Here is a 13,167-nt window from a genome sequence, read left to right as displayed (position 1 = left end):
TGTTATAACTTGGCAGGAGAACGATCGGTCGTGCGGAATTGATACATCAAGCGAAACTTTTATCCGAGTTGAGACATCGTACTATATGAGGAGGAAGACGTATGCAAGATAAGGATATCGTGGCAGACGCGCTCAGTAGCCCGGATGCGCTGTCCCGGTTTTTGCGTACGGTCGAACCGTTTATCTATCAGACGGCATACTACCTGACCGGCAAAAAGGCGGACGCCGAAGACATCACGCAAGAAAGCCTTTGGAAAGTCTGCCGTTCGCTAGGACAGTACCAAGGACAAGGGTCGCTGCGCGGCTGGATTCACCGCGTCGTCGTCAACACGTTCCGTCAACAGCTCCGCAAGAAGCGGTTGACCGTCGTGGAACTGGACGAAGCGATGCAGTCGAGCGAATCGTCGGTCGAACAGCAGATCGAATGGAAGCTGACAGAGGAACATCTGCAGAAGGCGATCGCCGCCCTGCCGAGCAATTATCGGGAGGTGGTCGTGTTGCGCCATGTTCATGAGATGTCCTATTTGGAGATTGCAGAAGTTTTGGAACTGACAGAAGCGCAGGTGAAGACGCGACTGTTTCGAGGACGAGAGAAGCTGAAAACGCTGTTCTATGGAGGTGATCAAGATGACGCATGATAGCTTTCGCGAGCTGATTCAGCGCGAGATCGACGGGGATCTCACTTCACAAGAGCTTGTGCTTTTGAAGTCGCACATCGCTTCATGTGACGATTGCCGCCGGGAATGGGAAGATTATAAACGATTGGCAGACCTGTTTGGCAACCTGCCGAAAGCGATGCCAGAGAAGAGCTTTGTGAAGCTGATGGAGCCAGATTTACCACAGGTGTTGGAGAAAAAGCGTAGGCTGCCCCGGTTTTTCTGGCCGGGGATCACGGCGGCCGCAGCGCTGGTTCTGGCGGTCAGCCTGTCTGACTTCTGGGGTCTGTTCAGCCCCAGCCGACCGGAGAACATCGAAGTGGAGCAGAGTCCGGTCGTGCAACAGCCGGCACCGGAGGAGCGGCTGGCGATCACAGCGGAAGGCAATCGCCCGGAGACGAAGCTGATCACGCAGGAGACGGTCAAGGAAAAGCCTGCTGTACAGGTCGTCGCCGTCTCGAAGAACGAGCTGGACAAAGTGCGGGATCAGACGGGGGTCAAAGTCGAGGCGACCAAGGTGGGCGATGCCACCCTCAGCTCGGCGCAGAACGGGGTTGTCGTCGTGACGGTCGACTCCAGGCCGACCGATGTGAAGGTGGATGGTGACAACGTGACGGTCGTCGTCGCCCCAGATCGACAGGTGGAGAAGCGGGACGGGAGCGATGTTCGCATCTATGGGATCGCAGGTCTCGGCGATCAGGGCGGTGGCGAGAAGACGGTCACGTTCACAGACGAACAGGGGAATGTGATCGAAAGGGCGAAGGTCAACCTCACGCCGATCTCCGGCCCGCTCGATCTGAACATCAGCCGGGCGATCACCAATGCGCACAAGGCGGACCCGAGCAGCCAGACGTGGGCGAAAGATCCTTATCAGGTGGTCGTGCACTCGCTCAAGGAGTTGGGCTTTGCACCGACTGCGATCGTCTCCCAATCGAACGAGCTGAGCGTGGTGACCGTCACGCAGGATGATCACAAATATCAGATCCTGTTGAAGGAGTCGAGCGATGGTTTTTGGCAGCCGACACAGATCTCGCGGGTGATCCAGCCGCACAACGCCGAACTGATCGAGCGGAAGGCGATCGCCTATCTGGCCGATCAGAAAGCGAAAGGTGCGATCCACAATTTTGGTGAGGTCTATCTGATGGAGCGCAGGGATGACCTGCTCAAGATCATGGTCCGTGTGGAGCGCAAAGATCAGAGTGGCGCGATCCTCGTCGAGCGATCGAGCTACGAGTTTCAGGTGATTCGCTCCAGTACAGGAGACGTGCGTCTCGGCGATCAGGTCAAGGTGAAAGCTCTCCCCTGATAGGGAAGAGGATGGTGTTTTTTGTCATGCGATGTTGGGCATGCTAAGAGCAGAAACCATCCGGAGGATGACGCCGATGAAAAAAAGACTGTTGCCGCTCGCCGCTTTTGTCCTGCTCCTCGCGCCCGCAACCCCGGCGCTCGCCGATCAACCGAACCAAGAAAATGGGCAGACGGCAGGGAAGCACCACAATTTTGATCAATGGCAGACGATCAAACGCCTGCAGATGCATCGATGACCGATACGAAACATGATGAAGAGACTGCCGCTTTCGAGCTGTGGTCTCTTTTGATGTGCATGTACTCTTTTTTGTACAGCCTTGCATAAGTATGTACTAAAAACAGAAGGGGGCTGGATCATGCGCATCAATATCCTCGCCTTGTCGGTGGCGTCCCTGCTGTTCGTCGGATGTTCACAACAGGTCGAACAGCCTGTGACACCACCAACACCACCAACACCACCACAGGAGACGAAAGCGCAGGTGGGAGGCGAAACGTCCAATCCACCGCAGGATGCGGTCAAAACGGATGAGGAGACGAAGCAGGAAATTCGTGAAAAGCTCACTCGTCTGACCGAACCGAAAGCAGGCTATGTGCTGCCAACCAGCGACGATGGGGTGGTACAAGATGTGTCGTCGCTTGCAGAAGTGACCGAGCGACTGCGGAAGAAAGGCTATTCGCTGCCGCTGGCCAAGGCGTTGACAGCAGAGTTTTACAAGGAGCAGGGAGCGAGCGGCGCAAAAAAAGTGATGCTGATTGCCAAAGGCGGCTATAAGGGACAGTTCGCGGGGACGGCAGAGGCAACGTTTACGAAGATCAACAGATGGGCCTGGCAGATCGTTCAGAAACATCTGGAAGATCAATTGTACGGTGCGCACATCTCCACGTATGAGGTGGAAGTGCTCAAGGATGGGACCTACCGCTTGAACGCTTGGACAAACCAAGACTTGTAGAAAAGTGGAAGGGGGATGGACAAATTTTTTCGTTGAAAATGATTCTCAATCTCTGTATTATGTGTTATACTACAACTACACACTCCGAAACTGCTAAAAAATGCTGAAAATAGAAGTTTTCAAGACCTACTCCTTACTAGGTTTCACTCCTGCCTATTTGTGACACACTAGGAAAGGGGATTTCTGTGTTGGTTTGGATTGCACGTTGCTCAGATTTGGTTTATAATCTACCACAGAAGATAAGAAGGAGTGTGTATTGTCATGGCTAAAACTTTTGTTGACAAAGATACCTGCATCGCTTGCGGTGCTTGCTACAGCACTTGCCCGGATGTATACGAGTCTGATGACGACGGCTACGCATTCGTAAAGCTGGAAGGCGGCCTTGAAGGCTACGTTGATGTTCCGGAAGAGTTCCTGTCTGACGCTCTCGATGCGAAAGACGGCTGCCCGACCGAATCCGTTAAGTGGGAAGACTAATCGAACAGACAAAACCGCTGGCCTGAAAGGGTCGGCGGTTTTTTTTGAAAAGTAGTGACTGTGCCCAACAAACACATCATATACCAAAGTTGTTATAAGGAAACTTTTTTAGATGTGGGAAACAATGATTTTTTTGCTAACTATCTTTTGACCGATCGCTTGGTCGCGATGCTTCTGCTGTCGATGCTCTTCGGGGTGTTGTCTGCGGTGCTCGGCTATTATCTGGCGGCTGCGCTCAACGCTTCGATCGCCGGTGCGATGGTGTCTGTCGCCGGTCTGCAGTTTTTGCTCATCATCCTTTTTTCACCTCGCGATGGGCTTGTGGCCCGCAGATGGCTGTCGTAAATGCGACAGCCATTTTTGTTGCACTGTGATACAATAAAGCCAACACGTTTGCGTAAAGGAGACAGTGCAGAAGATGAGTTTGCGCATGGAGCAGCACCTACAGCAGTTTGAAGTGAGAATACAAGAAGAGATCGGCAAGCGAGAAGCGTTCGTTCGCGAGCAGGTGATCGGCACAGGTGGGCAGGGCGTCGTGCTCGGCCTGTCCGGTGGGATCGACTCGGCTGTGACAGCCGCGCTCGCTGCTCGCGCATTGGGCTCAGAGCGCGTGGTCGCCCTGTGGATGGGCGCAGAATCGAGCTCTGTGCACCATCGAGATGCCAAGCTTGTCGCCGATACATATGGAATCAGGCTGCTAGAAGTCGACTTCTCCGCGATCGTCAACCAGTTCCACATCGAGATGACCCGCTGTGCGGACGCGCTGCCAGCAGAGCTGCAGATTGGACAGGACAACCCGCTGGTCAAGGGCAACCTCAAGCCGCGCTTTCGCAAGAACGCCGAATATTGGATGGCAGCCTTGCTCGGCTATCGCGTCGCCAATACATGCAACTGGTCGGAGACGGCGGTCGGCTATGAGACGAAATATGGCGATGCGGCTGGTGATTTTTCGGTGCTCGGCGATCTGGTCAAAGCGGAGATCTATCTGCTGGCCAAGCACCTCAGCATGCCAGAACCGTTGCTGATCAAGCCGCCGAGTGCCGACCTGTGGGAGGGTCACACAGACGAAGCGGAGCTCGGCCTCACCTATCGCGATCTGGACACGTACCTCTGCACGGGAGAAGGCGACCTGGAGACGATCGCGAAGATCGATCGCCTGTACAAGCTCAGCGCCCACAAGCGCAATCTGATGCCGATGTTGCGACAGCCTGTCTATCCGGGAGGTACGAACTGAGATGAAACCAACGATTGGCTGGATCGGCCTCGGCAACATGGGTCGACCGATGGTCAGCAACCTGCTGAAGGCAGGATATGAGGTCACGGTGTACAACCGCACGGCGGGCAATGCAGCTCCTTTGGTCGAGCAGGGGGCGAAGCTGGCCAGCTCCCCGAAAGAGCTGGCCGAACAGGTTGAGCTGGTCATCACGATGGTGTCCGATGCTGATGCGCTTCAGGCGGTGTTGGCAGGCGAGTCTGGCGTGTTGGCAGGCGTTCGCGCAGGACAGACGGTGATCGACATGAGCACGGTCGCACCAGACATGTCGCGCAACGCGGCGGCGCAGCTTTTGGAAAAAGGGGTTCAGTTCCTCGATGCGCCCGTCTCAGGTTCGGTCAAACCGGCCACCGATGGGACGCTGGTCATCCTCGTCGGCGGTGATCGCAACTCGTTCGATCAGCACGTGCCGATCTTTGAGGTGCTCGGGAAAAAAGCGTTCTACTTCGGCCCGAACGGGGCAGGAGCGAGCGCGAAGCTGGCGATCAACATGCTGCTCGGCATCAGCTTGCAAGGCCTCTCCGAAGCGCTGGTGCTCGGAGCGAAAGCGGGGCTCGATCGCGCGACGCTGCTGGAGATGATCGGCACAACCGCCTGTGCGTCACCGATCGTCGCGCTCAAAACGCAAAACATCTTGGCAGATCAGTATCAGGCAGCTTTTGCGCTCAAGCACATGGAGAAAGATTTTGGGCTGGCTCTCGAAGCGGCCCGCAAGAGCGAAACCGCTTTGCCCGCGACAGCAGCAGCCCATCAGACGTTTGTCGCCGCCAAAGCGAACGGACATGGAGAAGAAGACATCATGGCGATTCTTTTGCAGCTGGAACAGATGAGCGGTCTGCGCTAGAGTTTTCGACCGCACAACAGGAGGGCGGCCAAAAATGCCGCCCTTTTTTGCGGAATGATGACGTTAGATAACGTTTGAGTAACAAAATGGAAAATATGGTGGCGGAATATTCGCTTAATTTTGTATAATCCAAACAGATAGAAGTATCCAGATACTTGAGGGGGTTCCGTCAAATGACTACAGAAAAAAATTATGAAGTTGCACAACGGATTCGAAAAGAGGTCGGTCGAGTGATCGTCGGCCAGGAAGAGACGATCAACCTGTTGCTCGTCGGTCTGTTTTCGGGCGGACACATCCTGTTGGAGGACGTGCCCGGCGTGGGCAAAACGGTGTTGGCGAAGGCGCTTGCAGCGAGCATCGGCGCCGATTTCTCACGCGTCCAATGCACGCCCGACCTGCTGCCTTCCGATGTGATCGGCACGACCGTGTTCAATCAGAAGTCGGGCGAGTTCGAGTTCCGCGAAGGACCGCTGTTCGCTCAGCTGGTGTTGGCCGATGAGATCAATCGCGCGATTCCCCGCACGCAGTCATCCTTGCTCGAAGCGATGGCAGAAGGGCAGATCACCACAGATGGCGTCACGCGCGCCCTTGAGCGTCCTTTCTTCGTGATGGCGACGCAAAACCCGATCGAGTCGCACGGCACGTTCCCCTTGCCAGAAGCGCAGCTCGACCGCTTTCTGATGCGGATTTCGCTCGGCTATCCCTCTCACGAAGAGGAGCGCAGGATCTTCCGCCTCTCCCGCCAAGATGCAAAAGCGTTGCAGATCGAAGCGGTCGTCTCGCCGGAAGATGTGATCGAGGTGCAAAATGCGGTGCGGCAGGTCAAGATGACCCAAGAGGTAGAGGACTACCTGATTCAGCTGGTCCGCAAGACGCGCGAGTGGGACGGCATCGCAATCGGGGTCTCGCCGCGCGGGCTGATCGCGCTGGGGGCGGCCGCTCAAGCGCTGGCTGTGATTCGCGGGCGCGACTACGTCATTCCTGATGACATCAAATACCTGGCACCAAAAGTGCTCACGCATCGGCTGGTCCTCGATTCGTCGATGCGATTAAAACAAAAGACGGCGCGCGATCTGTTGGATGAGATCTTAAACGACTCCACCGTGCCGGTCGAAGATGATGCGGCTCAGGCGGCCAGATGAGTGCGCTGATCTGGGTCGTCGCGCTGGTCGCCGTGGTCTACGGCTATTCCAAAGTGTGGGAGCGATACGCGGCTGGTAAGATCAAGCTGACGTTGCGAATCGACCAGGAGGTGATCTATGACGGGGAGGAGATCGAAGTGTGGACCGTGCTGGAAAACAGTTCGTGGCTGCCGATCCCGTGGGTAGAATTTTTGATGGGACTGCCCTCCTCGCTGCGCGTGAAAGAGGGAGAGGAGTGGCGGGAGGAGATCTCCTATCGCACCTTCCTGCTGCCGCGTCAACGCGTGCAGCGGATGCACAAGATCCTCGTCAAGCGGGGCACGCACCGCCTGTCGAAAGCGGAGATTCAGTATGGCGATGGCATCGGGCTGAAAGGTTTGTTTGAAGAGTTGCACTGGTTTGGGCGGATCATGGTGCGCCCGCGCGTTGCGGAGGAGTTCGACCTCGACCTGCGCCTGCAGGAGCTGGTCGGCGAGAAGTCGGTGTTGCGCTGGTATCAGGAGGACAGCTCGCGACTGATCGGCATCCGCTCTTACATGCGGGGCGATCCCTACAAGATGATCCACTGGCGGGCGACCGCCCGAGCGGGGGAGCTGATGGTCAAACAGTTTGACACCACCTCGGAGACCGACTTTTATGTGGTGATGAATGTGCAGTTCTTCAAGACGTTCTGGTGGGGGACGATCAAAGAGGTGGTCGAAGCGCAATGCCGGGCAGCAGCCAAGCTGTTCCAGCTGGCAGAAGCGGAATCGTTTCCGTACGGATTGTACAGCAACGCCTCCTGGTCGGGAGCAGGCCCGCTCACCGTCCCGATCTCCAATCTGCCCGGGCAGTTAGATTCGATGCTCTCCGCGCTCGGCGACCTGTCGTACAAGCCGAACACCACGTTCTACGAGCTTTTGCAGAGTGTGCGGATTCGTCTGCACAACCGCTCGACCCTGGTGCTGTTCACCCCGTACTGGGATGACAAGATCGCGCTGGAAGTGGAGCTGTTGCGCGCAGACGGCCATCGGCTGATCCTGATCGCGCTGGAGCGCATCGCCGACCAACTGCACGGTCTGTCGCCTTCGATTCCGGTCGTGCCGCTGTTGGTGGAAGCGACAGAAGTGGATCAGTTGGATGAGGAGGGCAAAGGGAAGGAGGAGTCAGCATGAACAGAGCGCTGCGAAACGTGATCTGGTTTAGCTTATCCAGCCAAGCGTTTGCGATGACGACCATGTTTATCATCCTGTGCGGCTTGCTGACAGAAGGCACTCGCTACGTTCCTGCTTTTGCCGGGGCGGCGGTCGCACTCCTTCTGCTCGCTTTTTTCGTCTATCGGCGCAACAACATGGCGGAGCGACGCACCTTTTTGATCGCAGGCACCGTGGTGCTCGGGCTTGGGGTGGCTGGGATGGTCTGGATCGATTCCTCCAGATTGCTCGTGCCGCTGCTCATCTATGCGGGATTGAGCGCGTTTATGATCTTTCGGATGAGCCAGACTGTCGATGATATGAGATATATCCGTCAATCGTTGCTCGACCAATATAAGTTGGATCTGCAATTGATCGTTTTCTTTATCGTATGGGCGATTCTCTTTCAAAAAGATCCCGCTTGGCAGGCGCAGATGGTGCCGTTTTTCGTCCTCTTCCTCTTCCTGCGCATGACCGCACTGTCGATGGCATCGAAGATGCAGCGAGGGATGAAAGGCACAGCTTCCAAGATGGAAAAGCTGCAAAACAACTTGCCCTTGATCTTCGTCGGGGTCGTCGTGTTTGCCGGTTGGATCTTTAACTCGCTCGGCGTCCCGGTGTTCAAATGGGCGATCGATGCGCTGTCGAAACTTTTGCTCCCCGTCTTTTATGCGGTGGGCTATGTGGTCGAGTATTTGGTCAACTGGCTCAAAGGTCATAAGGATGCGGAGGGGATCGAGCAGGCGATCGACGGGATGAAAGAGTCCCAGCCGGAGCCGGATCGATTTGAATTTGTCGACGACGGATCGCACATCTTTAATGAGACCACGCTCTTCGTCATCTTCGCCGTTCTCTTCCTCTGCCTGATCTGGTATTTCTACAGGAACATGAAGCGGGCCCAGCAGCTGCGGGCGGCAGATGGCATCGTCGAGATGCGCGAGTTTATCCATGCGGAGAAGCCTGCCCGCGCAGAGCGACAAGAGGTGCGCGCGCTCGGACCGCTCACCGAGATGCGCAAGACCTACCGCCGCTTCCTGTTCGCGATGAAGAAGGCAGGCTTCGAACGAGGGATCGGCCAGACGGCCAATGAATATGTGGAGCAGATCGCCAAAGTTCAGCCTGATCGGATCGAATCGATGGAGGAGCTGACCCGCTATTATATGGAAGAGCGTTATGGCGGCCGATCTGTTGACGACAAGCTGCCGCGTGCAGATGACATCTGCACGCGGTTGACCGAGCCGGACAACAAGGATGGCAACCGCAACTAGCAACTGAGCTTTGCAAGCCTGATCAGCTTGAAAAGTCTTTTGCGCTCGAAAAGTCCTGAAGAAGAGGAAGTTTCTCGCCGAGCAGACAGGTTGGCCTATGTGCTGACCGAAGGTTTGCTGTGAGATGTCCTCTTTCTTGAGGACTTTTTTTATTTCCTGATATTCCCTGATCAAACACTTTATACGTGATACGAAGGTGGAAAATATAGAAAGTATTCGCGGAGTTACGTTCATGCGCTGCTCAATCTACACGTCGAGCGATCAATCGTCAAAGCTTTTTGCGATTCGGCAGGCTGTGCGCGACGGCATGGTGCGCAAACTGAAAGCGTTGATCGAGGAGGACTGTGGTAAGATTAAGATCTTGACATACTCGCTCGGGAGCGTGATCGTGATCGCGTGCGAATGCACGGGGATCAGCTTGGAGATCAACGTGAACGAGTGGTTACATCCCATCTACTTCAAACGAATTCAACTGCAAAAGGATGTGTCACAGAATGGAATATCGGGTGATCGAGCGGTCTGCTCAGCTGAGTGATCAGCTATTGGATGAAATCGCGCTGGTGATCAAAGAGTCATGGCGCAAACTTTATCGGAACTTAGACGTATATGAAGAGTCCTACGAGCAGGATACATCTTTTTGGGGCGCACCGATGATCGAAAAGGAGCTGGCAGCTGGGAACCGCTGGCTGCTCGGTCTTGAGGACGGCCGCTGTGTGGCAGCCGTCTTGTTGGAGGAGATTCAAGAAGAGGGAGAGCGGGCGGTGATGCTGCGCATGCTCGGCGTGTTGCCCGATCAGCAGGGGAAGAGTCTGGGAACGCTGTTGATCGAGCGGGCTGAGCAGATCGCGCGCGAGGAAGGAAACGGAAGGTTGACGCTGTTCACCTCAAGCCTCTTGACCACATTGGTCGCTTTCTATAAAAGGAACGGCTTTCACGAGTACCGCCGCGAAGAGGTCGAACGGTTCGGGCTTCGCTATGATCGCGTCTTTTTGGACAAGCGGTTGGTCTGATCTGTGTTTTGCATCTGAAGTGTTGATGCGTAAGATAAGCGTCGATCACAAGCGCGCACAGCAAAGAAGACCGGCGCGAGGATGCTGGTCTTCTTCGGCCAGGCTTGTATCGCCGATCATTTCTTAAACTTGATGTTGTTATATTTGTGCACCACATCGCCGGAGATCGCATCGACAAACACTTTCCACTCTGCAGGAACGCTCATGTCGAGGATGGTCACCACATAGGCGAGCGTCACCACATCAGGTTCTGGGTAGGGAAAATAGTAGAGCGCGGCTGTCGGCTTGCCCTCTACCTGCTTGGGCAGCACATCTTCGAGCGCCCGTTTGATCGCATCGTCCGAATTGAGCTTCGGCTGGCGGAGTCGCTCCGTATTTTTTGTCAGATCGGGCGTAAATTCACCGTTGACGGAGCGCACCACCCCATTTTTGTCGATGTGAACGATCAGCTCATCGCCCCAGACGGGAATGCTGTTGCAGATGTGGGTGAGTCGAACATGCTTCATCCCGAGCTCATCTGTGTGAACGCTTTTTAGCTGGAACGTTTTTTTCGCAGAATCAAAATGATAGAGCGCTTTGATGCTGTCGAGAAACTTTAACGCCTGTTGGATCGGCTCTCCGCGCAGCGGTTTGGAAAGGGTACCGGAGATGTAGCTCGGAGTGCCGCGCTTTTGATCCCACTGGATCTGGAGCGTGCCGCCGCTCTGCTGGGTGAGCTCCTGCAGCTGGCGATGCTCGCTCGCGCTCAGCTTCTCCTGCTCAGCTGAAGCGCTCAAGGGGTTGAGGAGCATGGCGAGCGCGAGGGAGGCGACGATCAAACGTTTTCTGCGTGTGGCCATCTGGCGTTCTTTCCTCCTTTGGTCGAATCTGTCAGCCATAGCGTGCCCAAGCGACGGTGAGACTACGCATCTGCGGGCGGGGGAAACTACGGGCGGAAGGAGGCTGGTGTCGATGGCAAACAAGGCGGTCTTTCTCGATCGCGATGGTGTGATCAACGATCATGTGCGGTATGTGAACACACCGGATGACCTGATCTTGTTTCCGGGAGTTGGCAAGGCGATCAAAAGGCTAAATGATGCGGGCTACAAAGTGTTCGTCGTGACCAATCAGGGGGGCGTCGGCTTAGGATTTATGCAAGAGGAGCATCTGCACGCGGTGCATGACAAGCTGGAGCGGGAACTGAAGCGAGATGGCGCGATCCTCGATGAGATCGCCTATTGTCCGCATAAGCCGAAAGCTGGCTGTGCCTGCCGCAAACCGGAGGCGAAGATGATTCTCGATCTCGCCTCCAACCATCAGGTCGACCTCGCGCAGAGCTACATGGTCGGCGACCGCGAGACAGATGTGCTGGCTGGGCAGAAGGCGGGCGTGACGACGATCTATATCGGACCGCCGGGCACGAAGGATGATGCGGTCGTCAAGGCGGATCACCGCGCCCCCACCCTCGTCGATGCGGTCGAACTGATCCTCGCGCAGGAAGAAAGGTGAGGCGAGCGGCCTTCCTGTGCGAAGCAAGAGAAGAGCAGTTGTGCAGCTGCAACAAAAAGAGCCTGTCCACGGAGGACAGGCTCTCTATTTTTCAGTTGCGACCCAGCTGCTATTTGCGGAACATGTTCTTCAGGATGAAGAACGCGTTGGCAGGACGCTCTGCGATACGGCGAGAGAAGTAGCCGTACCAGTCATTGCCGTAAGGGACGTAGACGCGCATCGCGTACCCTTCTTTGACCAGTGCGCGCTGTGTCTCCGGACGGACGCCGTAGAGCATCTGGAACTCGAACTGATCGTGGGAGATGTTGTGTTGCTTGACAAACTCTTTCGTGTGCTGGATGACCATGTCATCATGCGTTGCCACCGCCGAAAAGTGACCGGAGAGCAGGTGCATGTCGATGATCTTCAAGTAATTCTGATCCACATCCGCCTTGTTTGGGAACGCGACGCTCGGGGATTCCATGTAGGCGCCTTTGACGAGACGCAGGTTGCAGTGCTCGTACTCGCTCTCCAAGCGTTTCATATCTTCCACCGTGCGGAACAGGTAGGCTTGGATGACCAGGCCGACGTGCTTGCCATACTCGCGCTTCAGCTCGTCGAAGATCTCCATCGTCACATCGATATGAGCATAATCCTCCATGTCGATCCGAACGAAATTGTCATACTCTCGAGCTTTGTCCAAGATCATTCGCATGTGCTTCAGGCACATCTCCTTGCTCAGGTCGAGACCGAGCGAGGTCATCTTCAAGGACAGGTTGGAGGTCACACCACTTTCGTGAATCGCGTCCAGCACGTCCAAGCAGGCTTGCGTCGAAGCCAGCGCTTCGCTCTCCTCAAAGACAAACTCGCCCAGATGATCGAGCGTGACCACAAGGCCGTCCTTGTTCAGCAAGCGAACCTGATCGATCGCTTCTTTCAGCGTTTCACCTGCTACGAAGCGGGCTGCCCCCATTTTCATGCCGTATTTTTTGATAAAGCCGCTCACCAGCTTGTTGCCGGCGACTGAGAGTACGATCTTACGGCTCAGTGACAAAAAAATCGCCCCACTTTTCCCAAAGGTTAAAAAGATTTATGTAAGAAATCATAGTAGACAAATGTCCTTTATCAGTATAGCACAAATTGGGACGAGTAAAGCAAGATTTGTCGAATCTGTGTCGACCGATTTTTTAGGCGGATGGACCGTGTGGCGCTTCGTTTCATAGGATATGGAAGCCGTGATTTTTCCAACGAAAGGGGACCGTTTCTGTGAACTCCTACCAAGACCCGCGCAGCGTCTATCCGGGCCCGGTGATCACCACAGCGCCAGGCGCAGTTCCGCCGATCGTCTTTTCGAAGCTTCCGTTGTCCCGCACGATGATCGACGGGGCGGGCAACGAGATCGAATATCGACTTGTCCGGTTCTTTCCGCCGCCGATCCCGCCGCTGTTTCCGCCTGTAGGTCTCGTGCCGCCCTTGCTTCCGCCCGTCATTCCGCCGGTCTTTCCGTACCCGCCCTACCCCTATCCGATCCTCTTCTAAATTGCGTCAACGGGGGAAAGCAAGAACTTGCTTCCCCTACCCATCTTCGGTACAATTGTTA

Annotated in this window: 17 protein-coding genes; 15 read left to right on the top strand and 2 right to left on the bottom strand. The window is 55.5% G+C overall.

Going from position 1 to position 13,167, the window contains the following annotated elements:
• The first annotated feature begins 101 nt into the window (after positions 1–101).
• The 13 genes from ACFSOY_RS04010 (at position 102) to ACFSOY_RS03950 (ending at position 10,100) form a co-directional block, all read left to right on the top strand.
• A complete protein-coding gene (locus ACFSOY_RS04010) occupies positions 102–638 on the top strand; it encodes an RNA polymerase sigma factor (protein ID WP_386044232.1) in 537 nt (178 codons plus the stop codon).
• The gene (locus ACFSOY_RS04005; RefSeq protein WP_386044231.1) at positions 628–1,962 is read left to right on the top strand and encodes an anti-sigma factor family protein; all 1,335 of its coding nucleotides are present in this window, start codon (positions 628–630) and stop codon (positions 1,960–1,962) included. The genes ACFSOY_RS04010 and ACFSOY_RS04005 overlap by 11 nt, the downstream gene beginning before the upstream one ends.
• 76 nt (positions 1,963–2,038) lie before the next feature.
• Positions 2,039–2,200, top strand: a complete 162-nt coding sequence (locus tag ACFSOY_RS04000) for a hypothetical protein (protein WP_386044230.1) — start codon at positions 2,039–2,041, stop codon at positions 2,198–2,200.
• Positions 2,201–2,320: 120 nt separating this feature from the next.
• The gene (locus tag ACFSOY_RS03995; RefSeq protein WP_386044229.1) at positions 2,321–2,914 is read left to right on the top strand and encodes a hypothetical protein; all 594 of its coding nucleotides are present in this window, start codon (positions 2,321–2,323) and stop codon (positions 2,912–2,914) included.
• A 261-nt stretch (positions 2,915–3,175) separates the two neighbouring features.
• Positions 3,176–3,391 carry a ferredoxin gene (locus ACFSOY_RS03990; protein WP_386044228.1) on the top strand — a complete coding sequence of 72 codons (216 nt, stop codon included), beginning with the start codon at positions 3,176–3,178 and terminating at the stop codon, positions 3,389–3,391.
• 114 nt (positions 3,392–3,505) lie between these two features.
• Positions 3,506–3,736: an ABC transporter permease family protein gene (locus ACFSOY_RS03985; protein WP_386044227.1), complete on the top strand. Its 231-nt coding sequence runs from the start codon at positions 3,506–3,508 to the stop codon at positions 3,734–3,736.
• Between the two features lie 73 nt (positions 3,737–3,809).
• Complete coding sequence (gene nadE, locus ACFSOY_RS03980; protein WP_386044226.1) at positions 3,810–4,625, top strand: NAD(+) synthase; 816 nt, start codon at positions 3,810–3,812, stop codon at positions 4,623–4,625.
• A 1-nt stretch (position 4,626) separates the two neighbouring features.
• A complete protein-coding gene (locus ACFSOY_RS03975; RefSeq protein ID WP_386044225.1) occupies positions 4,627–5,508 on the top strand; it encodes an NAD(P)-dependent oxidoreductase in 882 nt (293 codons plus the stop codon).
• Between the two features lie 173 nt (positions 5,509–5,681).
• Positions 5,682–6,650: an AAA family ATPase gene (locus ACFSOY_RS03970; RefSeq protein ID WP_386044224.1), complete on the top strand. Its 969-nt coding sequence runs from the start codon at positions 5,682–5,684 to the stop codon at positions 6,648–6,650.
• Positions 6,647–7,804, top strand: coding sequence for a DUF58 domain-containing protein (locus ACFSOY_RS03965; RefSeq protein ID WP_386044223.1), 1,158 nt, complete (start codon positions 6,647–6,649; stop codon positions 7,802–7,804). Before ACFSOY_RS03970 ends, ACFSOY_RS03965 begins: the two co-directional genes overlap by 4 nt.
• A complete protein-coding gene (locus ACFSOY_RS03960; RefSeq protein WP_386044222.1) occupies positions 7,801–9,090 on the top strand; it encodes a DUF4129 domain-containing protein in 1,290 nt (429 codons plus the stop codon). Before ACFSOY_RS03965 ends, ACFSOY_RS03960 begins: the two co-directional genes overlap by 4 nt.
• 232 nt (positions 9,091–9,322) lie before the next feature.
• Positions 9,323–9,625, top strand: coding sequence for a hypothetical protein (locus ACFSOY_RS03955; RefSeq protein ID WP_386044221.1), 303 nt, complete (start codon positions 9,323–9,325; stop codon positions 9,623–9,625).
• Positions 9,585–10,100, top strand: coding sequence for a GNAT family N-acetyltransferase (locus ACFSOY_RS03950; RefSeq protein ID WP_386044220.1), 516 nt, complete (start codon positions 9,585–9,587; stop codon positions 10,098–10,100). The genes ACFSOY_RS03955 and ACFSOY_RS03950 overlap by 41 nt, the downstream gene beginning before the upstream one ends.
• Positions 10,101–10,216: 116 nt before the next feature.
• Here the strand turns inward: ACFSOY_RS03950 and ACFSOY_RS03945 are convergent, their stop codons facing one another.
• Positions 10,217–10,939, bottom strand: a complete 723-nt coding sequence (locus ACFSOY_RS03945; protein ID WP_386044219.1) for a hypothetical protein — start codon at positions 10,937–10,939, stop codon at positions 10,217–10,219.
• 112 nt (positions 10,940–11,051) lie between these two features.
• Here ACFSOY_RS03945 and ACFSOY_RS03940 point away from each other — a divergent pair, with 112 nt between their 5' ends.
• On the top strand, positions 11,052–11,588 hold the full coding sequence (locus tag ACFSOY_RS03940; RefSeq protein WP_386044218.1) for a D-glycero-alpha-D-manno-heptose-1,7-bisphosphate 7-phosphatase: 537 nt from the start codon (positions 11,052–11,054) through the stop codon (positions 11,586–11,588).
• Between the two features lie 109 nt (positions 11,589–11,697).
• On the opposite strand, the gene ACFSOY_RS03935 is transcribed toward ACFSOY_RS03940, so the two are convergent.
• Positions 11,698–12,621, bottom strand: a complete 924-nt coding sequence (locus ACFSOY_RS03935) for a proline dehydrogenase family protein (RefSeq protein WP_386044217.1) — start codon at positions 12,619–12,621, stop codon at positions 11,698–11,700.
• Between the two features lie 212 nt (positions 12,622–12,833).
• Between ACFSOY_RS03935 and ACFSOY_RS03930 the strand changes: the two genes are divergently transcribed.
• Positions 12,834–13,106, top strand: a complete 273-nt coding sequence (locus tag ACFSOY_RS03930; protein ID WP_386044216.1) for a hypothetical protein — start codon at positions 12,834–12,836, stop codon at positions 13,104–13,106.
• Positions 13,107–13,167: the final 61 nt, after the last annotated feature.

The sequence above is a fragment of the Tumebacillus lipolyticus genome (genome assembly GCF_042682745.1).
Lineage (GTDB): Bacteria > Bacillota > Bacilli > Tumebacillales > Tumebacillaceae > Tumebacillus_A > Tumebacillus_A lipolyticus.
Note: the sequence above shows the minus strand (reverse complement) of the source record. Positions and strands in the feature narration are given on the sequence as shown.